The sequence below is a fragment of the Agarivorans sp. Alg241-V36 genome, assembly GCF_900537085.1.
Classification (GTDB): Bacteria; Pseudomonadota; Gammaproteobacteria; order Enterobacterales; family Celerinatantimonadaceae; genus Agarivorans.
In genome coordinates, this window is record NZ_UNRE01000010.1 from 15,973 (window position 1) to 39,955 (window position 23,983).

The following is a 23,983-nucleotide window of genomic DNA, read 5'->3' on the forward strand; positions in this document are numbered from 1 at the left end:
ACATGTATATCAAACGGATTTTTATAGGTTGTATGGTGGTATTGGTGAGTGCTTGTCAAAGCACTAATCGCCCCGATCCTGTAGAAGCTAAGCAAGCGATTTCCGAGGCGCAAGTACCAACGGACAATGCCATTGGCGCTCCTGAGCTTCCTGCAGAAGTTGAAGCAGAGCTGATGCCTGAATTGGCTTTGCAGCCCGGTAATTTATTACAAGTTGAACATCGTTTTGATGTAAATGCTCGCAACGTTGATGCTAAAGCGTTTTTCCCTGCCCTTGTAAAAGGCTCACCTCTTAGTGTTGCTTTACACCCAGGTGTGGAAGGCCACATCACCTTAAAGCTTAAAGAAGTGACGCTAAAAGAAGCCATTGATGTAGTGGCTGATATGTATGGTTATGACATTAAACGTCGCGGCAAAATCTTGCACGTTTACCCGGCTGGCATGCGTATCGAAACCATTCCATTAAACTACCTAATGTTAGAGCGTTACGGTTACACCCGTACGCGGATTAACTCTGGCGGTATCACTGGCAGTGATAGCGACAACAATAGCTCGAGCAACAATAATTCGAATAACTCATCAAACAATAACTCGTCTAACAATTATTCGAATAACAACAATAATAACCGTAGCTCTAATCGTAGTGATAGCTTTAACGGCACTAAAATTGAGTCTGCCACAGAAACTCGCTTTTGGTATGAATTAGAAGAAACCCTGCGCGGCATGATTGGCATTAACATGCGTCGTGATCGCGGCAATGATACTTCTTATGCTAACGACGGGCGTATGGTGGTGGTTAGCCCGCAAGCCGGCTTAGTGACCGTGCGCGCCTTCCCAGACGAAATTCGTACAATTAAAACCTTCTTAAGTAAATCTGAGAAGAACCTGCAACGCCAAGTGGTGTTAGAGGCCAAAATTATTGAAGTAACCTTGAGTGATGGCTATCAACAAGGTATTGATTGGACCAACGCAGGTGACGTATTTGGTTCAACCGAAGTATTGTTTAACAGTGTGTCGCAAATTCCAGGCGATGCAATTAGCAGTGTATTGGGCGGCGGCGGTGCGTTAACCGTTACCGACGGGAATTTTCAAGCGGTGGTTAAACTGTTACAAACACAGGGTGATGTGAACGTACTGTCTAGTCCGCGAATTACCGCATCTAACAACCAAAAAGCGGTGATAAAAGTAGGTACCGACGAGTATTTTGTTACCGACGTATCCAATACCACGATCACCGGTACTAACCCAGTTACCAACCCAAGTGTAGAGCTTACGCCGTTCTTCTCTGGGGTTGCCTTAGATGTTACCCCGCAAATTAATGACCAAGGTGAAGTTTTATTGCACGTGCACCCTTCGGTTACCGATGTGAAAGAGCAGCGAAAAGTTATTAGCTTTGGTAGTGATGCCGACAGTTTAGATTTGCCATTGGCGCAAAGTGACATTCGTGAAACCGACACAGTGATTAAAGCCAGCTCTGGTGATGTGGTGGTGATTGGCGGCCTGATGAGCTCTAAGCAGGAAGAAATCGTCTCTAAAGTGCCGTTCATCGGTTCTATTCCGGGTTTGGGTGAGTTGTTCACCAACCGCGCCGTATCTAATCAAAAAACCGAGTTAGTGATTTTGATTCAACCAACAGTGGTTACCCAGGACACTTGGCAAAACGAGCTGCAAAAATCACAAGAGTTGTTAAACACTTGGTATCCAGAAGATAACTAGGCGGACATTGGTGGCGGTATATCTCGAACATTTTGGCCTTTCACAAGCTCCATTTGGTTTAACGCCAAATACTGGCTTGTACCAAGCCTTGTTGCCTCATGATGAAGCGATTCAAGTATTGCAAACGGCACTTAAGTCAGGTGAAGGCTTCATAAAAGTGAGTGGTGAGGTGGGCACCGGTAAAACCTTGCTATGTCGCAAGTTACTTAACGAAATGGCCGACGATTACCAGTTTGCGTATTTGCCAAATCCCTGCTTATCGGCAGAGCAAATTCATGCAGCTTTAGCTAGCGAGCTCGGTCTGCAAGTTGAAGCCAGTGCTTCTTCTCATAGTTTATTAGAAAGCATTCATCACCACTTAATTGAACTCGCCACCCAGCAGCGCCCGGTAGTGCTGCTGATTGATGAAGCCCAAGCTTTAAGTGATGAAGCCCTAGAAGTGATTCGCCTGTTAGGAAATTTAGAAACCGAGCAACGCAAGTTATTGCACGTGGTGTTATTTGGCCAACCTGAACTGGATGAGCGATTAGCTACTCAGCAGCTTAGACAACTACGCCAGCGTATTACTTTTTCCTATCGCTTACGCGCTTTAGAAAAGGATGAAGTAGCCAGCTACATTCAGCATCGTTTGCACTTAAGCGGTTACAGAGGTGGCCCATTGTTTACTGCTGCTTCCTTAAAAATGCTCACTCGCGCTAGCCGCGGGATCCCTCGTTTAATTAATATACTCGCCCATAAAGTATTAATGCTTTGTTATGGTCAGGGCGCTCAACAGGTTAGTGTGAAGATGGTCAAGCAAGCAGTGGCTGATACAGAAGATGCAGTAAGGCCACAAAGCCAAACAAGCTGGTTAGTGCTTGCCGCTAGCGCTTGTGTTGCAGTGGCCGCAGCCGCATGGTGGAGCTTGTCACTATGAGCGTAATCAACCAGATGCTTAAAGATTTGGACAAGCGGCAAAATAGTAATCCGCAAAGCATGTCTCCCCTAGTTGAAGATAGCGGCAAAAGTGCTAGAGCCTATGTTCTGATGGCCTTGGTATTAATTGCTTTAGCCATTTCGGCTTGGTTAGCACTGCGCTATTTTAAAAATATTGAAGTAGGCAGCGATGTAGAAGTGGTTGCCGAAACCACTCAAAATGCTAATCCATTGGCCATTTCACCGGAAACAGAACAGCTGCAAGCAGTGGCAGAAGCCATTGATGTTGAGCTGGCCGAGCCAATTAGCCAGGCAGCTACCCCGCAAACTTTGCCTAGTGAAGATGCCAGTGTATCTGAACAAACTATCCTTGAAGTCGACCCGAATAAGCAGGCCGTTCAGCCTGCAATAGCTGTAACGAAGCCTAAAGCAGAACCAGTAGCGGCAGAAACGACAACTCAAGTTACTACCGAGCCTGAAGTAAAAGAGCCTGTAAAGGCCACAACTCCAGAACCAAAAAAAGTCGAGCAGGCTAAGGCTAAACAGCCATCTGCCAAAAAACAAGAAAAGCCCCAAGCCGAGCAAGACTCAACACTAGAGATTAAACCTTTAAAGCTTACCCGCGAGCAGCAAGTGGCCTTATATACTCGCCGTGGTTTTGAGGCTTTAGATAAAAACCTACCGGATGAAGCTCGCAAGGAGTTCCAAAAAGCCTTGCAGCTTGATCATCAAGCACATGAAGTTCGAGAACAACTTGCCGCGCTTATGTTTGGTCGTGGCGAATTGCGCGCTGCCGTTGACTTGCTTGAAGAAGGCTTACAACTAAGCCCAACGCGCGGCTCGTTTAGGGTGATGCTAGCGCGAATTTTTGTGCAACAAGACAACCTGCCTCAGGCTATTTACTATTTAGAAAGTGCCGAACCTAGCATAACCGGCAATGTAGATTATTACGCGATGTTAGCGGGTTTAGCCCAGCGCTTAGACAAACAAGAACTGGCCTTAACTAGCTATCAAAAATTAGTGCAACATGAACCTTCTCGAGCTCGCTGGTGGCTGGGTTACGCCATTGCCAACGATAAGCTTGGTAGTTATCAAGAAGCCTTAGCTGCGTATCAGCAAGCCGAACTCATGGGGCAGCTTTCTAGTAATTCTCGCGATTTTGTTGTTAATCGCATTCGACAGTTGGAGCAATAAACAATGGCACAGCCAAAACTACGAATGCGCTTGGGTGACTTGCTGGTTAGTGAGCAGGTGATCAGTGAAGCCGATTTGATGAGCGCCTTAGCGCAGCAAAAGCAATCCGGGCGAAAGCTAGGTGCAACCTTAATTGAGTTAGGGGTAATTGCCGAAGTTCAATTGCTAGAGTTTTTGGCTCGCCAGCTTGGCATTCCTTTTGTCGATTTAGCGCAAATCTCAGTAGATGCAAATGCAGTGGTATTGTTGGGCGAAGTACACGCTCGCCGCTTGCGCGCTATCGTTATTCATAAAGATGGCGACGTGCTAACCGTAGCCATTTCTGACCCAGCTGATCTATCGGCAATTGATACCTTGGCATCGCTGTTAGCCCCACATCAGCTTAAATATGTGGTGGCTAGAGAGTCGCAGGTTGTCGAAGCCTTCGACCGTTTTTACCGCAGAACCCGAGAGATTGAAGGTTTTGCTCAAGAACTGAAAGAAGAATACGCCAGTAGCGATGAATTCGACATTGGCCTAGCCACCGCTGACGATGAGAGTAATGAAACCACCGTTGTTAAGCTGCTTCAGTCGCTGTTTGAAGATGCAGTGCAAGTAGGCGCGTCTGATATTCATATTGAACCCGACGAAAATGTACTGCGTATACGCCAACGGGTAGACGGCGTGTTGCAAGAAAGCGTGCTTAATGAGGTGCAGATTGCCTCTGCCATGGTGCTGCGCTTAAAACTAATGTCTGGCTTAGACATCTCTGAAAAGCGCTTACCCCAAGATGGCCGTTTCAACATTAAAGTCCGTGGACACTCCATCGACGTGCGTTTATCTACCATGCCTATTCAAGCGGGTGAGTCGGTAGTAATGCGTTTGTTAGACCAATCGGCAGGCATATTGTCGCTAGAGCAAACCGGTATGCCTGCTGACATTATGGAGCGCTTTCGCCGCCAACTGCATCGCCCGCATGGAATGATTGTAGTTACCGGCCCAACCGGTAGCGGTAAAACCACTACCTTGTATGGCTCATTAAGTGAGTTGAATCAGCCAGAGTCAAAAATTATTACCGTGGAAGATCCGGTTGAATATCGACTGCCACGTATCAACCAAGTACAAGTAAATACCAAAATTGGCCTCGATTTCTCCAATATTTTACGTACTACTTTGCGTCAAGACCCCGACATTTTGCTGGTGGGGGAGATGCGTGACCAAGAAACTGTGGAAATTGGTTTGCGAGGCGCATTAACGGGTCACTTAGTTTTAACCACTTTGCACACTAACGATGCTATTACCAGCGCCTTACGTTTAATAGACATGGGAGCTGCGGGTTACTTAGTTGCAAGTTCCTTAAGAGCGGTCATCGCCCAGCGATTGGTGCGCCGACTATGCGAAAACTGTAAACAAGAACATAGTAGCTCGCTCGAAGAAAAGGTATGGCTAGAGCACATCAGTAATGAAGATTTAAGCCAGCAAGTTTTTTACAAGGGCCATGGTTGTCAAAGCTGCAACTACACCGGCTACAAAGGCCGTATTGGTGTGTTTGAGATGTTAGAGCTTAATGACGCAATGATGGAAGGTTTACGTCGCGACGATCCAGATGAGTTCTCCAAAGCGGCTAAAGCCTCGAAAAATTATCGGCCTTTGTCCTTAGCCGCTTTAGATTATGCCAAGCAAGGGGTAACTGCGATTGAAGAGGTACTGCGATTGGTAGAAGAGATTGACGTTTATGGCAGTGTTACTGCCGAACAGGATGAGTCTCAATAATGGCTTTTTTTCGCTATCAAGTTCGCGATAGCACTGGTCGCCTGATCAATGGTGACATTGAAGCTGCCAATCAAAATGCGGCGGCAGAAAGCTTGCTGCGCCGTGGTCTTACTCCCATTAAGATTGCTGAAGGTAAAAGCAAAGGCGAAAGCTTAGGTTCTTTAGATGTAAGTACTTTGTGGGAAGGGCGAATAAAGCTTGATGAGTTAGTGGTGTTTACTCGGCAAATGTATTCACTCACTAAGGCTGGTATTCCAATAATGCGTGCCATTAATGGCTTAGCTGAAACTGCTCACAGTAAGTTGTTGCGCCGCTCTCTGGCGGGTGTATCAGATGCTTTGAGTAGCGGGCGAACCTTATCTACTGCGATGGCGGAGTACCCTAAAGTATTTTCTCAGTTGTTTGTGAGCATTGTTCATGTGGGTGAAAACACAGGTCAGCTAGAACAAGCATTTTTGCAGCTATCTCAGTACCTTGAGCTAGAAATGGATACCCGTAAGCGAATCAAAACGGCGATGCGTTATCCGACATTTGTGATTTTAGCGATTGTTATCGCCATGGTGATTTTAAATATTTTTGTAATCCCACAGTTTGCCGAAATTTTTGGCCGCTTTAACGTGGAGCTCCCGTTGGCTACTCGGATACTAATTGGTACCTCCAACTTTTTTGTTAACTATTGGCCGCTGTTGTTGGTGTTGTGTATAGGCTCGGTGTTTTTGGTGCGCTGGTATTTGTCTACGCCAAAAGGCCGAATGCTGTGGGACAAAACGCGATTGCGCCTACCGGTTGTAGGCTCGGTGATAGAACGCTCTTTGCTGGCTCGTTTTTCACGCAGTTTTGCGATGATGGTGGGGGCAGGGGTACCGCTTAACCAGGCCTTATCTTTGGTGGCCAGCGCGGTAGATAATGCGTTCATGGCTGAGAGGATTGTAGAGATGCGCCGTGGTATTGAGCGGGGTGAAAGCTTGCTTCGTAATGCGATTTCCAGTGAGTTATTTACACCTTTAGTGCTACAGATGATCTCGGTAGGCGAAGAAACCGGGCAAGTTGATGAATTGCTTACCGAAGCGGCCGAGTTTTATGAGCGTGAAGTAGACTATGATTTAAAGAGCTTAACCGCACGTATTGAACCAATCTTGATTACGGTGGTCGCAGGTATGGTGCTTATCCTTGCGCTTGGTATCTTTACGCCTATGTGGGACATGATGAGCGCGGTAAGGGGTGGCTAGGTGAACCAGCATGAGTTATTGGATAACAATCGCTCACGCTTTAGTTGGCTTGTGACATTCTGCATAGTTCTATTAGTTGTATTATTGCTTTTAATTAGCTTTATTAGGACAATTGCTCAGGCGGAGCGGCAAGTTGTAGAGGAATATACTCAAACTTGGGTGAGGCAGCTCGCGCAAGTTCACGGCTTATGGATTGCGAGATTTCGCCCTGAACAGCTGGAGGTTAATTTATACCAGCGTGATGCGTTAACGGGTGAGCAAAAGCCATTAGAGGTAATACGCTTAGCGATGAGCCAAGCGGGTTGGCCAAAGGTTGCATCAGCCCAACAATGCCAAGGTTTATGGCGTGACATGGTTGGCGCTGAGTTAAGTGGGCAAGGTAATGCAGTAATAGCGGCCTATAAAAACCAGCAGTGCCATTATGAATTTGCTGATGTGGCCATACTGATATATGACCCGCAACAAGGTTTGATGACAAAGGAATGGCTGTAAAGCCGATTTAAGAGGTAGTCTAACAGTGACAACAATTTCTAGGGTATCAAGATCTACAATGAGACAAGCCGGTTTCTCGCTGATTGAGTTGGTGATTGTAATTGTTATTTTGGGCATTTTAGCCGCTACCGCCTTGCCGCGTTTTTTAGATGTTACAGAAGAAGCTAAAGTCGCGAGCTTAGAGGGCGTAGCAGGCGGCTTTGCCACTGGCGTGTCTTTAGCTCGAGCACAGTGGGAGGCAGAAGGTCGCCCCAGTGAAAATGGCAAAAATGCTGTAATTTACGATACTCAAAAAGTCTATTTAACCACGCCTACTGCAGCGCAAATTAGCAACGGCAGTGTTGCTCCTGGTTATCCAATGACCAGCGATGATGAGGACGTGGACCCCGGAACGCTATCCGGAGAAAAGTGCTTGAAAGTGTGGGACGCAATTTTACAAAATCCTGCCCGCGCTACGGCTACCTTCTCGGAGGTGGCTAACCAAGGTGATTATTTCAAGTATTACACCACGGTAACAGGAGCCGCAGAGGAAACGCGATGTATTTTCTATCAAGTAAACTCTTTGGCTAAAAACAGTGACGGTTCCTACGTTGACCCTGGTAACGATGAAGGTTCCTATAACAATTTCACGTATCAACCAGCCGCTGGGCGGGTTTTTACTAACATTCCTAACTAACGATTTATAAATCAATAATTTTCTAAGGATATAGAAATGAAGGCAATTAAACAGCAAGGCTTTACGCTAATCGAATTGGTGATTGTGATTATCATCCTAGGTATTTTGGCAGTAACGGCAGCACCTAAGTTCTTAAACTTACAAACTGATGCTCGTGCTTCAACCTTAAGTGGTTTAGAGGCAGCGCTGAAAGGCGGTGCAAACTTAGTATATAGCAAAGCTGCTATTGCTGGTGTTGAGCGCCAACCTTCTGATTCAGTGTCAGATGCCGGTACTACAATTTCAACCGTTTTTGGTTACCCACAAGCTAATACTGATTACTTGAACTGGGTAGATGCCAACGCTAGTGACTGGGATGCTACAGTTTCTTTAAATTCTAACATCGTTTTCCGCCCAAGCTCTGCTGCTTCAGGCTCGGCCTGTACAGTTACATATAATCAGGCAACTGGTACAGATAACAACCAACTACCAACTTACGTTGTTGATAAAACTGGCTGTTAATCGTTTAAAAAGGCTAGCTTCGGCTAGCCTTTTATTTGCTAACACTTAAATTGGAACTTCCTCGAATACCTCATTCTAAACACTCCGGCTTTACTATTATTGAGCTGGTGATTACGCTCATCTTAATTGGCATTCTTGCCATCACCGTTCTTCCTAAATTCTTTCGCGGTGGCTTTGCTGAAATTAGTCTGCGAGAACAATTGTTAAGCCGTTTGCATTTGGTGCAAACTCAAGCCATGAACCATTATCAAGATTGCTTTTTTCTGCAAATCGATTCTGATAGCTATTTTTCTGGTGAGCTATCTACTAATGGCAACTGTGTTAACTCCTCTCCGCCTTCGGAGGCTGTTTCCTATTCTGATGAATTGTTAGTGAGCCAAGGGACGATTCGTTTTGATGGATTGGGACGAGTGCGACTTGCTGACTCAAGCTTGTGTAGTCAATTCCCTTGTGTGATTAGTGTCGAAGGCGATGATACTCACACTATTATTATAGAATCAGAGGGCTATATTCATGCGCCCTTATAAGTTACCGCTAAGTTCTGGTTTCACCCTTATTGAATTAATTGTTGGCATTGTGGTGTTGGCCATATCGCTGGTGGTGATTACTTCTTTTTTGGTGCCACAAGCACGCCAAAGCATTGACCCTATTTATGAAGTGCGCTCGGCCGAACTGGGTTCGAGTTTAATGAATGAAATACTTGCCAAGTCCTTTGATGAAAATTCTGATCACACTGGAGGAGGGTTATGGCGCTGTGGCGAAACTGGGCAGCCAAGTTGCACCGCCGCTAGTGATTATGGCCCCGAAGGGGAAGATCGTGGTCAATATAATGATGTAGATGACTATCACACCAATGGCAATTTCATTAGTATTGATGATAGTTTAGGCGTTGATCTGTCGGACATTTATCGCAACTTTTCTTACCGAGTCAATGTAGACAGCAGCGAAAATGGCATCAGTGCAGCCAAACGTATTGACGTAATAATAAGAGCACCTAATGACATCGATTACGTCTTTAGTGCCTATAGGTGGAATTACTAATGCGCCGCTTGCAGGGATTCACGCTAATTGAACTGGTTATCACCATGGTGTTATTGGCGATTTTGGCGATTGCTACCAGTGATTTTTTGCGCACCGGCAGTTTGATTTATCGCCAAGGCGCAGATCGCCAAGTTCTGCTAGGTGAAGCGCGCTTTGCCATTGAGCGCTTAAATCGCGAGCTACACAATAGCTTGCCAAATAGCGCCATGCTTAGTCCAAACAGTAACGAAGATGCCAACCATTGCTTAACCTTTGTGCCTACTTTCTCTAGCCATACCTATATAAATTTGCCTATGGCTCCCAGCAGTGCAGCCTCAGGCTCTGTGGTAACTTCACTCAATCAACCTGCTGTCACTGGAACCGGCAATGCTTGGTTAGGTGTATATGTACTTAATAGTAACGAAGTGTTGGATGCAAACGGTGCATTATTGGATGCCGCTTGTACCGCCAGCGCGGGTAAGGTGTTTTGCTTGAGTAATATTAGCGCTGACGCAAGTTCTGGAGTGAGCACTATTAGTTTTGCTAGTTCGGTTAGCGTGAGTACTGATTCACCTTCGCAGCGGGCATTTATATTAGACGAACCGATTCGTTATTGTGTGGAAGGCAGTAACTTACTACGCTTTCAGCCGGCAGATAGTGGCAATGGGGTATTAATGGCCAGTAAGCTTGAAGCCGATAGTGCTATTCAGCCATTTCAAGTTACCCCAGCCAGTTTAACTCGAAATGGTTTAGTGAACCTTCGTCTGCGTTTTATTGAGAATAGAGAAGTAGTGGAATTTAATCATGACATCGTTGTTCTTAATCAGCCCTAACAAACAGGCCTGTAAAGCGCTTCCTACCCGCCAAGGTGGTAGTGCCTTAGTGGTGGCTATTTTTGTTATTGTAGTAATGGCACTAATTAGTGCGGGTTTAACGCTTATGATTCAAGATACCTCACGCAATGCGGCATGGGATGTTCTCGGCACTCGCGCCGAACTGGCAGCCTATTCAGGCTTAGAGCAAGCATTGTCAGCCCTGTTTCCCTTAGATGTTCCTGTCACCACGCCAGGCCAGTGCGACAATGTGATTGAAGAGCCCGCACTTAATGGCCAAGGCTTAGCAACATGCAGCGTTACCGTGAGCTGCCAGCAAAAAGACATCAGCGAGTTAAGTGCGCGTTTCTTTGAGCTACAAGCTACTGGTCAATGTGGTACGGGAGAAATATTGGTGCAACGTAGCCAAAGCATTCAAGCAAGGAGTGGCATATGAAATTTATCCCTCGCCTCCTTTGCTCCTTGCTGGCTTATTTTTCAATGGGAACTCTAGCAGATTGGAGTGATAGCTTTGTTGAGGGGGTGAACTCCTATACTGCTTCCGGAGAGTTGACGTTTGTTAGTTCTTCTACTTTGTCGAATGCCCCTTCAAATAGAAAGTTACCAGCAAATATAGTCAATGACCCAGCTACAGCGTGTGACTCAAACAATGGCCGAGGTACTTGTCGGGCTAGAGATAGCAACCCTCCTTTGGCTGTAAAACCGGAAGGCATCCCTTTATTCGAGGAGTGCAGAACGACCAGCAATGACAATATCGCTCCAGGTTGGAATGAAAATGTTTCGTTGCCTGCAGGTGAGTATGGCGACGTTACTATCAATGTAAGTGGTAACTTTAAGTTTGCCGATGATGGTGGTGTGTATCGGATTAAACATTTGAATGTTAATAATGGAACTGTTGAATTTGCTGCTGGTCAGTACTGGGTTGAAAGGTTAACACTCAACTATGGTACAAACATTATTTTGCCATCTTCTGGCTCAGTAGTATTTTTTATCGAACAAAATTATCTCCACACCGGCAATGTGGTTGGTGATGCTAGTAACCCAGAGAGATTGGTTTTTTATTCTTACGGAGATTTTGTTCAAAACGGTGGTACGACTCTAAATGCCTATGCCTTTAGTGAGCAGTCCGCATCACTTGATGGTAACTCTACGTTAAATGGCGCAATTACAGGCGATGGAGTCTTATTAAACGGGCAAAGTGAGGTTTTGTTTCAAGATAGAGCTGATCAAATAAACGTTGTGCCGGATTGCGGCACTGCTGCCGAACCCTTGTTGCTGCAATTTGGCAATTCAGGCGCTGGCCAAAACGGTGGAACTGTCACTTTTGACCAAGCTTACCAGTCTAAACCTTTAGTTTTCTTGATGACGCCAATGGATGCCAGTGACCCAAATAATGATGGCCCGGTGGCGGCGATTTTAACCAGTGTTATTCAAAACAACGGCGAGTGGACGGGTTTTACTTGGGCTAGGCAAGAGCCACCGGGAAATTCAACGCCTTCGAAGAATATTCAAGCGATAGACTGGATTGCGGTGAATGAAGGTGAGCATTTTCTGGAAGATGGTACCGAGTTAAGAGCAGGCACCATAGATACTAATGCAGCGTTTCCATTCCCAGATAGAGGCTATTTTAATGTAGCTATGCCGAGCAACCTCTCGGTGGTATTGCATCAAATGCAATCGCGTAGCAACAATTGCTGGCTAACCTCAAATTCAGAATATAACAACAATGGTATTCGCTTAGCGATAGATAGCAGCGAAGCCTATGATTTTAGATTTTTCTCGCGTTATTGCGTGTCGGATAATGATTCAATCTATTATGAAGATTTGCAAGATGAAACCGTCGCCTACCTAGCTACAGAAGCAACCGTTGGCGCTATTACTGTGGATAATCAGGTGGTTAACTATCAGTTTGGCAACTCTGTTACTCATGGCAGTGGCGGCAGCACCCTTACTCCAGCGGCTACCTGTAACTACACCACTAGTTATCAAACTAATCTGTTTTCTGTGCCTCCTATTTTGGTGGGTAGCAAAAATGAACGACGAGGCAACAACGGTGGCTGGTTAAGGCGATGCCAGCATAACACTGCTGACTTTTCGATGATCACTGAAGAAGATCAATACCTAGATAACGAGCGAACTCACTTGGCAGAGGAATATAGCTATATGGCTTTTGCCTCAAATTCTTCGGTGCAGGTGCCTGGCCTTAATATTTTTGCCGATAGCCCAGGGCTTACCTGTGATATCCATGAGGTGACAATTCAAGCTGTTTTACGTGATGAGTCTGGCGATGAGATTGACCAAAACTTTCAAGGAACCGTTGGATTAAGCACTTCAACTAACCGTGGCACCTGGTCACAAGGTAATGGCCAAGGCAGCTTGCAAGCGGGGGCTGATAACGGCCAGGCCAGCTATACCTTTGTTCCAAATGACCTGGGCCAGGTTACTTTGGGCTTATTGCATCCCCTAGAAGGCGCAGTAACGCTTACCGTAGCCGATGGTACAGTGAGTGCGACAACCATTGTTACCTTTAATGCTTATGGTTTTAAGGACGAACTTATTGGAACATGGGGTGAGAACCCTCATAAAGCCAATACCGAGTTTGCGCTTAAGCTCACCGCAGTAGGTAAAGACCCCGATGGTGGAGTTGGTTGTAGTCAAATCGCCAATTATGAAGGCACCAAAGACTTAAGCTTTTGGACTGATTATAGCCAACCAGCTTCGGGATCGCGGCAACTGGCAGTGCAAGACCAAGTTAGCAATGTATTTGTAGATGTAAGTGCTAGTCAAAGTGCCAATACCAAAATCAAAACAGTATTTTCCGGCGGTGAGGCTCAGCTTAACTTGCGTTATCCCGATGTTGGGCGCTTAAGCATTAATTTTTGGGATGAGGTAGGCTCGGTAATCGATGGCTCAACCACAACCTTGCTAGGAAGCACAACCGCAGAGTTAATTCCTGCTGGCTTTGTATGGCAAGATATAAAAAATCAAACTGATGAAACCAGAGTCAATCCAAGCTCCTACTTTACTAAAGCTGGCGACCCATTTGTTTCTTCTTTGGTCGCAGTTATTGATAACTGTGATATCAGCACTCAAGGTCAAGAGTGCCATGCGCTGAATTTTGTTGCTGACTTTGCTAATAACCCTGAGAACTTGCTACAGGAAGCTAGCTTAGAAAGCCCTGCGGATGGAGAGGAGGGGACACTTAGTAAAGGCAGTGTAGATAGTCAATCAGCCGGCGTGGTGCTAATCATCGATACTAACTATTCAGAAGTGGGAAGCATTAATTACACTGGGGGAGTAGCAGAGTATCTAGGTTATACCTTAGTAGACCATGATGTGGCCGAGGCCAATGAAGTGGTCGGTAGTTTTTATCCCCATCACTTTGAATTGACGGTGGCGAGCATTCAAGCAGCCTGTTTAGTGGGAGATTTTACTTACATTGGCCAGCAAGAGCAGCTAATTAGTTGGACCCTTATTGCTGAGAATGCCTTCGGTGTTACTACCCAAAATTACTCTACAGATAAAAATTTCCCTGTTACCGAAGTTGGCAGAGAACCAGCCAATGATTGGCGCTTTGTTAGTAGTTCTCCCATTGCAGGCTTTGACGACGATTTCAACATCGAAGAATCGACCAGTACATGGGTTGATGGCGTGTTTACCGAGACTGATTTACTCTCTGGCGTCGAAAAACCAGTGACAGCGCAAGCTCCTGTAGTGGATGGCGCTATTAGTTTATTTTATCAGTATGACGATGCGGGCATCCAATCGACAAATGGCATCTATGTCTGTGCGGGTGACGATGATACAGCCTATAGCTGTGTACTAGGCACAGCTCCATCGCTTCGCCACGGTCGTATCAAGCTCAACAATGGTTTTGGTTCAGAACTACAAGCCATCTCGGTGAATGGTGAACTGCAGTATTACGATGGTAGTCAGTACATTCGAAACGTTGATGATACTTGCAGTAATCTGAATCTCGCTAACTTGGAGTTTGTACCAAAAATTGACGCTACCACCGCACAAGTTGGCGGCGGAAGTTCAACGGTATCGCTTCGCTCGCCGGGCGTGGCTAATCAAGGCATTATTTGGGTAGATTTTAGTGCTCCGGGCGAGGGAAATACCGGCCAAGTGGATTATTGGTTCGACTTGGAAAGCAATCTTAACTGGCTACGTGAGGATTGGAACGGTAACGGCAGTTTTGAGAACGCGGATGATGCCGCGGGAAGTGGTCAAGTGACCTTTGGCATATTTCGTCAAAGCGACCGGGTTATTGATCGTAGAATGCTCTAATTAAAGGCTGGTTGATTGAAAAATATGCAATCTAAAGCAAGGAAAGAGTGAAAGGCAGGTGATAGCCTTCACTATCCTTGGCTTCTCTCTAGAGTATGCTTGCTAGTCGCGGTCTGCATTGGTAAAGTGAGCCAAGTTTTAATCGCTTATCATCGACACTATTTCTCAGGATTCGCCCAGCTATGTTTAAAAAGCTCCGAGGCTTGTTTTCTAACGATTTGTCTATCGACTTAGGAACAGCCAATACACTTATTTACGTAAAAGATCAGGGGATCGTTCTTAACGAGCCTTCAGTAGTGGCGATTCGCCAAGAGCGCGCTGGCAGCCCCAAAAGTGTCGCCGCGGTAGGTCATGCCGCTAAGCAAATGCTAGGTCGTACTCCTGGTAACATTTTAGCTATTCGCCCAATGAAAGATGGCGTAATTGCTGACTTCTATGTAACCGAAAAAATGCTTCAGCACTTTATCAAACAGGTGCACGACAATAACTTCTTGCGTCCAAGCCCTCGGGTACTGGTTTGTGTTCCTTGTGGTTCTACCCAAGTTGAGCGCCGCGCTATTCGCGAATCAGCAATGGGAGCGGGTGCCCGTGAGGTCTATCTAATTGACGAGCCTATGGCTGCGGCAATTGGTGCGGGTTTACCAGTATCAGAAGCAACCGGTTCAATGGTGGTAGATATTGGTGGTGGTACTACCGAAGTAGCGATTATCTCGCTAAACGGCGTTGTTTACTCTTCTTCAGTACGTATTGGTGGCGACAAGTTTGACGACGCGATTATCAACTACGTGCGCCGCAACTACGGTAGCTTAATTGGTGAAGCAACTGCCGAGCGCATCAAGCACGTTATTGGTTCTGCCTACCCCGGTGATGAAGTTCGTGAAATTGAAGTACGCGGTCGCAACCTTGCTGAAGGTGTGCCAAGAAGCTTTACTTTAAACAGCAACGAAATTCTAGAAGCCTTGCAAGAGCCACTTTCAGGCATTGTGAGTGCAGTTATGGTAGCACTTGAGCAAAGTCCTCCAGAGCTAGCGTCTGATATTTCAGAGCGCGGCATGGTGCTAACTGGCGGTGGCGCCTTGGTGCGCGATTTAGATCGCTTACTGATGGAAGAAACCGGTATACCTGTAGTGGTTGCTGATGACCCTCTAACATGTGTGGCGCGAGGTGGCGGTAAAGCCATTGAAATGATCGACATGCATGGCGGTGACTTGTTCCATTACGAATAAGCTACACCTAACGAAGAACACGCCTTGTGTTCTTCGTTTTATTTTACTTTGTTCCAAACAGACAACTACTTAGGTAACGACCGATGAAACCTATCTTCGGCCCAGGTCCATCTTTAGAGCTTCGCCTTGTGCTCGCTATTTTGTTGTCCATCTCTTTGATTTTCATCGACAGTAAACTGATTGCCTTTAAGCAAGTGCGTGTGTATTTGCACTCTGCTGTCAGCCCTTTGCAATACATTGCCAATATGCCGGGTCAAGTTATGGACTCGATGTCCAACCAAGTGATTACGCGTGAACAGCTTAAAAAGCAAAACAGTAGCTTGCGAGAACAGCTTCTGCTTAACCGTGCTGATCAGCTGTTAATGGAAAGCTTAGCCAAAGAAAATACCCGTTTACGTGCGCTATTGGGCTCGCCTGTTCGTAACGACAGCCGTAAGCTGGTGGCTGAAATTATGGCTGTGGATTCAGACCCATTTTCGCATCAAGTGGTTATCGATAAAGGTAAGCTAGACGGGGTGTTTGAAGGGCAGCCTGTCATCAACGATATTGGTGTCATTGGTCAAGTTTTGCATGTAGGCACTACCACTAGTCGAGTATTGCTTATCACCGATGCGAGCCATGGCATACCGGTGCGTATCGCGCGAAATGATATTCGCGCTGTAGCTACCGGCACCGGCGAGCTAAACCGCTTGCAGCTTCCGCATATTCCGCGCAGTACCGATATTGGTGAAGGTGATGTATTAGTGACTTCTGGTTTAGGCGGCGTTTTTCCTGAAGGCTACCCAGTGGCGGTAGTTAATCGCTTTGACTATCAGGAAGGTAAACCCTATGCCGACGTAATGGCCACGCCAGTGGTGGAGTTAGACCGCTTACGTTATTTATTATTAATTTGGCCTTAGATATTGGCTTGGTAAAGGCACAGCATGATTGAAAAAATTAATGGCCGTGGCGCCATTATTGGCAGTTTATTCATAGCACTGATATTGGCAATTATTCCTTTGCCTTTGATTGCAGATGCCTTTCGCCCAGACTGGGTGTTGGTGTGTGTATTCTATTGGACGATAGCCTTGCCTCATCGTACTAATGTGGGCATCGCCTTCGTAGTGGGTTTTATTCTAGACCTCCTACTTGGTTCAACCCTAGGCGTTCGAGCGTTGGCTATGTCGATAGTGGCGTATATTGCCGCCACCAACTTTACCCGCTTGCGTAACTTTTCGGTTTGGCAACAAGCCTTAGTTGTTGGTGGCTTAACCGGCTTGGCAAAAATTGTGGTTTTTTGGGCGGAATACTTGGTTCAAGATATTCAGTTGCCTTCAGGTTACTTTTATCCGGTTATTACCACTACGGTTGCTTGGCCGTGGATATTTTTACTGCTGCGTAAGCTGCGCCGCCAGTGGAAAATATCATGAAGCAATCCAGCCCTTTAATCCTCGCTTCTGCCTCGCCAAGACGGCAGGAACTGCTTGGACAGTTAGGCTGGGTTTTTACTTGCCAAGCTGCGGATATTGACGAATCACCAAAACAGAATGAAGCGGCAGCAGATCTAGTGTGTCGCTTAGCTGAAGAGAAAGCAGCGGCGGTATCTAGCTTGCATCTGGGTGAGTCGCTTGCCGTGCTGGGCTCGGATACGATTGTTGTCTGTGAAGGCCAAGTATTGGGTAAACCGAAAGACGCCGCCGACAGCAAAGCAATGTTGAGTTTATTAAGTGCTAAGCAGCATCAAGTAATGACGGCAATTTGCCTGTATTATCAAGGTCGAGCTCATACTCAGTTAGTGACTACAGAGGTTTACTTCTGCCAAGTTTCAGAAAGCCAAATAGCAGAGTATTGGGCCAGCGGTGAACCGGTAGATAAAGCCGGTAGTTATGCCATTCAAGGGCTTGGCGGTAGGTTTGTCGAACGTATTGAAGGTAGTTATAGTTCGGTGGTTGGTCTGCCATTAGTAGAGACTGATCGTTTACTCCATTTACATTTAACTCGCTAGGTTACTATGTCAGCAGAATTATTGATCAACGTTACCCCTACCGAGACTCGTGTTGCATTAGTGGATAGCGGGATCTTGCAAGAAACCCACGTAGAGCGCGATGCGCGACGTGGTATTGTTGGTAACATGTATAAGGGCCGTGTCAGTCGAGTATTACCAGGCATGCAAGCGGCCTTTGTGGATATTGGCCTAGAGAAAGCGGCGTTTTTGCACGCCTCCGATATTGTTCCGCATACCGAATGTGTCGATATTACCGAGCAAGAACATTTCCAAGCGGGGAACATCGCTGAGCTAGTTAGGCAAGGCCAAGACATTATGGTGCAGGTGGTTAAAGACCCCCTAGGTACCAAAGGAGCCCGTTTAACTACCGACATTACGTTGCCTTCACGCTACTTGGTGTTTATGCCTGGCAGTAGTCATGTTGGGGTGTCGCAACGAATTGAAAGTGAAGAAGAGCGAGAGCGCTTAAAAGAGATTTGTGGCGATTTTGTTGATGAGCTGGGTGGTTTCATTATTCGCACTGCAGCTGAAGGCGTTGGCGCTGATGAACTTGAACAAGATGCTGCGTTTTTAAAACGGGTATGGCGCAAGGTTTTGCAGCGTAAAGAGAGCTCACCAAGTAAAAGCAAACTGTATGCAGAGCTGAATTTAGCGCTGCGAATTATTCGTGATTTTGTGGGCACTCATCTAGATCGCATTCGAGTAGATTCACGGGAAACTTATGAACAATTGGTTTCTTTTAGTGCTGAGTTTGTCCCCGAGTTTACCGAAATTCTTGAGTACTATGCTGGCGACAGACCAATCTTTGACTTGTTTGACGTAGAGAATGAAATTCAGCGCGCTCTAAAACGACGCGTGGATCTAAAATCTGGTGGCTACCTGATTATCGATCAAACCGAAGCAATGACCACCATCGATATCAATACCGGTGCTTTTGTTGGTCATCGAAACCTAGAAGAAACAATTTTCAACACCAATATCGAAGCAACTCAGTCGATTGCTCGCCAGCTACGCTTGCGTAATTTGGGTGGCATAGTGATTATTGATTTCATCGATATGGCTGACTCTGAACACCAGCGCCGTGTATTGCATAGTTTAGAACTGGCTTTAGCCAAAGATAGGGCCAAAACCAATATAAGTGGCTTCTCTCAGTTGGGTTTAGTTGAGATGACTCGTAAACGAACCCGCGAAAGTATTGAACATATTCTGTGTGGCGAGTGTCCAACCTGTCGTGGTCGCGGCACGGTAAAAACCGTCGAGACCGTATGTTACGAAGTGCTGCGTGAAATTATTCGAGTTAATCGCGCTTACGATGCCGACAATTTCATCGTGTATGCATCGACCAAAGTCGCCGAAATGCTGATGGGAGAAGAGTCACACAGCCTGGCAGAATTAGAGGTATTTATTGGAAAGCAAGTTAGAGTTCAAACCGAACCGATGTACAGTCAAGAGCAATTTGACGTGGTATTAATGTAGGTTTATGGCAACTCCTTTACGCCGTGGCGCCAGAAAGTGCTGGTACGGCCTTGCAATAGTATTAGTGATTATTGCCGTGTGCTTAAGTATTGCACGCGGCATTTTATCATTTGCTAGCAACTATAAAGACGATCTTGCACAGTGGCTAGTGGCCGATCAAGACGCCCAGTTACGGATTGGCCAGCTGAGTGCACGGCTGCGTAATTTTAGGCCAATGTTGGTGTTTGAAGATACCGAGGTTGCGATTGGCGAAGACCGCAATACGCGTTTCAGCGTTGGAGCATTAATGCTAGAACTTGATCTTTGGGAAACACTTGAGCAGCGCCAAGTAGTTTTCAAAGATTTAGTGCTTGATGAATTTCATTTAGAGCTGAGAGTTGACCCTAATAACAGCAGAACTTCCCGCGATTTTAGTCAAAGCTATCAAGCCATTAGTAATGTGTTTTTGGGGCAGCTGACGCAGTTTAGTTTAACCAACAGTTTAATTGAACTGAGTTTTCCAGAACATAGCATGAATTTTGATATTGCTAGTTTGGACTGGGTGAACAAAGGCGATTTGCACCAAGGTAATGGTGAGATTTTAATTGGCCAAGATTTACAAAATGGGCGAGTAAGTTTTCGAGTCGACTTATTGGGTGATGCGGCTAATGTAGAGAGCTTAACGGGCAAGTTGTTTGCTAAAGTTGAGCATCTAAATTTAAAAGCGATGCGCCGACTATTAGGTGCTTCGGCCAAGCACTTTGAGAGTGATGTAAACCTTTCGCTATGGGCAGAATTTGGCGCAGAGCAGCAGCAACGTTGGTTAAGTCAGTGGCAGCCTAGCCAATTATCGTGGGGCGAACAGAACAAGCAAGTTCTCCGTATAGACAAGGGCCTTATCCAAGGGCTTAAAGTGGCCGATAAGTGGCGAATTGATAAGCTACCTTGGCAACTTAGTGTTAACGAGCAAAACACCGATTTCTCATTACAAGCTTTGGTGAGTAAAGAGCAACAAGCGTGGCGTTTGGCCGAGCTTGATTTAGCGACTTGGTCACCGGTGTTGGCAGTGCTCGAAAACGCTGAATCGAGCATAGCTTGGTCTCAATTGCTAAAAGGCGGCCAACTCAGTCAACTGGAGCTTGAATACCAGCAGGCCACTAAGCAATTAACTTATCAAGCAGAGTTGCTAGATGTAAGCACTCAAGGTCAAGCGTTTATTCCTAGCCTTAATGGTTTAAATGCCCAGGTGGTTGGCGATAAACAGCAGGCAAATGTGAAGTTGCAGCAACAAGGTGGTTTTCACCTAGGTGTGCAATTTGAAGAGACTTGGAAAATCGAAAAACTCGATTCTGATATTGCCATTCGTTTTGCTGATCCCGGATTGAGTTTACGTAGTCAACATACTCACTTAGTCACCCCCGAATTAGATTTTGCTGGCAAGTGGTCGCTAACTTGGCCAAAAGATGGTGCATGGCCAGTATTGAGTTTGATGGCAAACGCCGAAATTAAAGATGCAGGTAAGGCTTATTGGTATTACCCAGAAGTGATGCCGGGCAAGGTCTTCTCTTACTTAAAAGATGCCTTAGTGGAAGGGCAGGCAAAGCATAGCCAAGTATTATGGTACGGCCAACTCAATAACTATCCCTATGATGCGAAGAACGGCATCTTCCAAGCCTTTGTTCCTTTAGATAATGCTACCTTTAAATTTGACCCCGATTGGCCAGCATTGAAAGAGTTGCAGCTAGATTTGCTGTTCCAAAACGATGGCTTGTTTATGGAAAGTAACCGCGCTCGTTTGGGCGAAGTGCCTGCCCAACGTATTAGTGCCAGTATTCCCAAATTTCAAAGCCGCTCGGAGCTGTTCATAACCGGTGAAATCGCCGGATCTGCGGCTGGCGTGCAGGATTACTTATTACAATCGCCAATTGATGCGCTCAGCGATAGCTTAGCTCAGCTACCTTTGGGGAGTGGTGACGTTGCCGGTGAGATTTACCTAAATATTCCGCTTTACGATGGTCAAGTAGAGGTAAATGGTCATGTCGACTTTAATGGCAACAGCATTAAAGTAAAACCAGCCGGGATGGATTTGAGCCAAGTAAACGGTCGGCTATATTTTCAAAACGATAAACTACGCACTAACAATTTGAGCGCGCTTTGGCGCGGTATGCCGCTGGATATTAAGTTTAATACTCAAGCCTCAGAAGACAATTATCTGCTTGATTTCGATTTGGTGGGTCGTTGGCCGTTAAATGATGTGCAGCGCGCCTTTGGTATTCCGCTTCGTGAATATAGCTCTGGTAGCCTTAATTGGCAGGGTGACTTAGATATTCGCTTACTACCGCAAGGCCAGTTCGATTATAAAGGCGACTTTCGCAGCGATTTGCTAGGGCTAGCCTTAACACTCCCCGAACCTATGCAAAAACGTCCTGCTGAAACTTGGCCCACAGCACTGAGCATTAGTGGCGATGGCTTAAGTGGTAAGTTGCAGCTAGAGTCTAATCAGTTGATTTCTGCAGCTGCTCAAGTTGATTTTGTCGATGATCAGAAACAGCTTAAGTATGCGTTGCTTAATTTAGGGGCTGATAACGATTTATTGTGGCAGGGAGAAGGCCTGGCGATGTCTTTTGATTTCGCTCAGCTAGATCTAGAGCCTTGGCTAAAGTGGTCAAAGCAACAAATCAAATTTACTCCAGAAAAGCCAAAGACCAATTACACCAACGTGAGTTTAACTGTGCCACCTCTGATGTTTATTCGCGGTTCAGTTGACGAAGCACAGTTACTCGGCCAGAAACTAAATAACCTCAATATAGCTTATTTGCCGCGCAGTAAAACTCAGCTGCAAATTGAATCTGAGCAATTGATCGCAAGCGTTGCAGTGCCTGAGGCGCCAAGTATAGAAGAAGCAGTGAAAGTAACTATTGAGAAAGCCCAGTTAAACGAGCTGGACTTTTCCCAACTAAATAGTGAAGCTGAGAAAAGTGAGTCAGCGGCTGAGCAGCCAAGCGGCTCTTTACTTGAGGTTTTACCGCCAATAGCTATTAGCTGTAACGACTGTCAGTTTGGTGACTATCGTATAGGCAACGTTAAACTGGATTTACCGATAGAAAATCAGGCCATGGAGAATGGCCGTTTGTGGGTTGATTGGGGCCACAGCCAACTAACTGCTGCCTTGTTTTGGAATAAAATCGACGCGCAAGAACAAGCTGGATTTGCTGGTAGCTTTGACAGTTCTAGTATGGAGCAGCTGATCGAAGACTTAGGTAAAGATAGCCCCTTAAAGGGCACCCCAGCGCGCTTTACCTTTGATGTAAGTTGGCAAGACAGTTTACTTAAGCCACAGATGAACAGCTTGGATGGCTCTATATCGGTGAAGACCGATAAAGGCGTAGTGACCGAAATGAGTGACAAGGGCACACGCTTGCTTACCTTAGCCAGCCTAGACACTATTCGTCGTCGCCTGCAGCTTGATTTTAGTGATGTATTTGAAAAGGGTCTGCACTTCGATTCAATGAGCGGCAGTATTAATTTTGATAAGGGTGTAGGTAACAACCAAGACTTTTACCTAGATGGCGTAGCCGGTGCAATGCGAGGTAAAGGTGAAGTCGACTTCCGTGATGGCCAAATCGATTATCGAGTGAGTTACTCGCCTAAAGTAACCTCCAGCTTACCAGTGTTAGCAGCCTTTTTGGTAACACCCGCTACCGGAGTTGCTGTGTTGGCTCTGTCTAAACTCTTGGAGCCGGTGGTGGAAGTGGTTACTCAAATTGACTTCGCCCTTACTGGTAATCTCGCAGAGCCAGAACTTATCGAGCTAGAACGGGTGAAACAAGAAATCAAAGTACCCGATGAATTTAGAGCCAGCGAGTCTCGCCAATGAAACTAATCGCCCTACAAATGACCTCAAACGGTGTGGTTAAAGACAATCTTTTGGAAGCCGAACGTTTGCTGCAACAAGCTGATCCAGCGGCTGGTGATTTAGTCTTATTACCGGAGAACTTTGCTTGTTATGGTGGTGGCGATAAGGCCTATATCTCTATCGCCGAGCAGTTGGGCAGGGGGCCTATTCAAACATGGCTAAGCCAACAAGCTAAGTTATACGGAATTTACTTGGTGGCAGGCAGTGTGCCTACTCAGTCTCAAGAGCAGCACCGCTGCTACACCACGAGCTTGGCGTTTTCACCCACTGGAGAACTGTTGCAGCATTATCATAAGCTGCACTTGTTTGATGTTGAGGTGGCCGACAACGTAGGTAGCTATCGAGAATCAGACAGTTTTGTTGCTGGTGAACAGCTGGCTTGGTTCGATATGGGTGGAATTAGAGTAGGAATGGCGATTTGTTTTGATTTACGTTTTCCTTACTTATTTCAGCTGCTGCGCCAACAGGGCTGTGATATTGTATTACTTCCTGCTGCATTTACTGCATTAACTGGGGAAGCCCACTGGCAAGCACTACTGCAAGCCAGAGCCATAGAAAATCAACTCTATTTAGTGGCCGCCAATCAAACAGGAACACATGAAAATCAACGCCAAACTTGGGGGCATTCAATGATTATTGATCCCTGGGGGCGTTGTTTAGATCTACAGCCAAGCGGAATAGTGCCAGCAAGAGCCGATTTTAATCCGCAGCTATTACAGCAAGTTAGGGACCGGATGCCCGTGCCGTTGCATGGTCAATTACAACTAGGGTGGAGAGAATAAACA

General features: G+C 46.1%; 20 protein-coding genes. All 20 read left to right on the top strand.

Features of this window, described 5'->3' with window-relative positions; genetic code table 11:
* Positions 1–2 precede the first annotated feature (2 nt).
* The 20 genes from mshL to G6R11_RS19485 all read left to right on the top strand — a co-directional run bounded on the left by mshL (position 3) and on the right by G6R11_RS19485 (position 23,980).
* A complete protein-coding gene (gene mshL / locus G6R11_RS19390) occupies positions 3–1,715 on the top strand; it encodes a pilus (MSHA type) biogenesis protein MshL (RefSeq protein WP_240352507.1) in 1,713 nt (570 codons plus the stop codon).
* Positions 1,716–1,725: 10 nt separating this feature from the next.
* On the top strand, positions 1,726–2,631 hold the full coding sequence (locus tag G6R11_RS19395; protein WP_163134693.1) for an ExeA family protein: 906 nt from the start codon (positions 1,726–1,728) through the stop codon (positions 2,629–2,631).
* On the top strand, positions 2,628–3,824 hold the full coding sequence (locus tag G6R11_RS19400; RefSeq protein ID WP_163134694.1) for a lipopolysaccharide assembly protein LapB: 1,197 nt from the start codon (positions 2,628–2,630) through the stop codon (positions 3,822–3,824). Before G6R11_RS19395 ends, G6R11_RS19400 begins: the two co-directional genes overlap by 4 nt.
* A gap of 3 nt (positions 3,825–3,827) precedes the next feature.
* Entirely contained in the window at positions 3,828–5,576 is a 1,749-nt protein-coding gene (locus G6R11_RS19405; RefSeq protein WP_163134695.1) for a GspE/PulE family protein, read from the top strand.
* Complete coding sequence (locus G6R11_RS19410) at positions 5,576–6,805, top strand: type II secretion system F family protein (RefSeq protein WP_163134696.1); 1,230 nt, start codon at positions 5,576–5,578, stop codon at positions 6,803–6,805. The genes G6R11_RS19405 and G6R11_RS19410 overlap by 1 nt, the downstream gene beginning before the upstream one ends.
* Positions 6,806–7,297, top strand: coding sequence for a hypothetical protein (locus tag G6R11_RS19415; RefSeq protein ID WP_163134697.1), 492 nt, complete (start codon positions 6,806–6,808; stop codon positions 7,295–7,297). It abuts the gene before it with no gap.
* A gap of 58 nt (positions 7,298–7,355) precedes the next feature.
* Positions 7,356–7,973 (top strand): Tfp pilus assembly protein FimT/FimU, encoded by a 618-nt coding sequence (locus G6R11_RS19420; RefSeq protein ID WP_163134698.1) that lies wholly within the window; start codon positions 7,356–7,358, stop codon positions 7,971–7,973.
* Positions 7,974–8,009: 36 nt separating this feature from the next.
* Positions 8,010–8,474 (top strand): prepilin-type N-terminal cleavage/methylation domain-containing protein, encoded by a 465-nt coding sequence (locus G6R11_RS21950; protein WP_163134699.1) that lies wholly within the window; start codon positions 8,010–8,012, stop codon positions 8,472–8,474.
* Positions 8,475–8,509: 35 nt separating this feature from the next.
* Positions 8,510–9,001, top strand: coding sequence for a type II secretion system protein (locus G6R11_RS19430; protein ID WP_163134700.1), 492 nt, complete (start codon positions 8,510–8,512; stop codon positions 8,999–9,001).
* Positions 8,988–9,515, top strand: a complete 528-nt coding sequence (locus G6R11_RS19435) for a prepilin-type N-terminal cleavage/methylation domain-containing protein (RefSeq protein WP_163134701.1) — start codon at positions 8,988–8,990, stop codon at positions 9,513–9,515. Before G6R11_RS19430 ends, G6R11_RS19435 begins: the two co-directional genes overlap by 14 nt.
* On the top strand, positions 9,515–10,327 hold the full coding sequence (locus G6R11_RS19440) for a PilW family protein (RefSeq protein ID WP_163134702.1): 813 nt from the start codon (positions 9,515–9,517) through the stop codon (positions 10,325–10,327). Before G6R11_RS19435 ends, G6R11_RS19440 begins: the two co-directional genes overlap by 1 nt.
* Positions 10,299–10,763, top strand: coding sequence for an MSHA biogenesis protein MshP (locus tag G6R11_RS19445; RefSeq protein ID WP_163134703.1), 465 nt, complete (start codon positions 10,299–10,301; stop codon positions 10,761–10,763). Before G6R11_RS19440 ends, G6R11_RS19445 begins: the two co-directional genes overlap by 29 nt.
* Positions 10,760–14,617 carry a DUF6701 domain-containing protein gene (locus G6R11_RS19450; RefSeq protein ID WP_163134704.1) on the top strand — a complete coding sequence of 1,286 codons (3,858 nt, stop codon included), beginning with the start codon at positions 10,760–10,762 and terminating at the stop codon, positions 14,615–14,617. The genes G6R11_RS19445 and G6R11_RS19450 overlap by 4 nt, the downstream gene beginning before the upstream one ends.
* 182 nt (positions 14,618–14,799) lie before the next feature.
* Entirely contained in the window at positions 14,800–15,843 is a 1,044-nt protein-coding gene (locus G6R11_RS19455) for a rod shape-determining protein (RefSeq protein ID WP_016400728.1), read from the top strand.
* Between the two features lie 83 nt (positions 15,844–15,926).
* Positions 15,927–16,742: a rod shape-determining protein MreC gene (mreC, locus tag G6R11_RS19460; RefSeq protein ID WP_163134705.1), complete on the top strand. Its 816-nt coding sequence runs from the start codon at positions 15,927–15,929 to the stop codon at positions 16,740–16,742.
* A gap of 24 nt (positions 16,743–16,766) precedes the next feature.
* Positions 16,767–17,252, top strand: coding sequence for a rod shape-determining protein MreD (gene mreD, locus G6R11_RS19465; protein WP_163134706.1), 486 nt, complete (start codon positions 16,767–16,769; stop codon positions 17,250–17,252).
* Positions 17,249–17,827, top strand: a complete 579-nt coding sequence (locus tag G6R11_RS19470) for a nucleoside triphosphate pyrophosphatase (protein ID WP_163134707.1) — start codon at positions 17,249–17,251, stop codon at positions 17,825–17,827. Before mreD ends, G6R11_RS19470 begins: the two co-directional genes overlap by 4 nt.
* Positions 17,828–17,833: 6 nt before the next feature.
* Positions 17,834–19,303: a ribonuclease G gene (gene rng, locus G6R11_RS19475; protein ID WP_163134708.1), complete on the top strand. Its 1,470-nt coding sequence runs from the start codon at positions 17,834–17,836 to the stop codon at positions 19,301–19,303.
* 4 nt (positions 19,304–19,307) lie between these two features.
* The gene (locus G6R11_RS19480; RefSeq protein WP_163134709.1) at positions 19,308–23,159 is read left to right on the top strand and encodes a YhdP family protein; all 3,852 of its coding nucleotides are present in this window, start codon (positions 19,308–19,310) and stop codon (positions 23,157–23,159) included.
* Positions 23,156–23,980 (top strand): carbon-nitrogen hydrolase family protein, encoded by an 825-nt coding sequence (locus tag G6R11_RS19485; RefSeq protein ID WP_240352508.1) that lies wholly within the window; start codon positions 23,156–23,158, stop codon positions 23,978–23,980. Before G6R11_RS19480 ends, G6R11_RS19485 begins: the two co-directional genes overlap by 4 nt.
* The last annotated feature ends 3 nt before the right edge of the window (positions 23,981–23,983 follow it).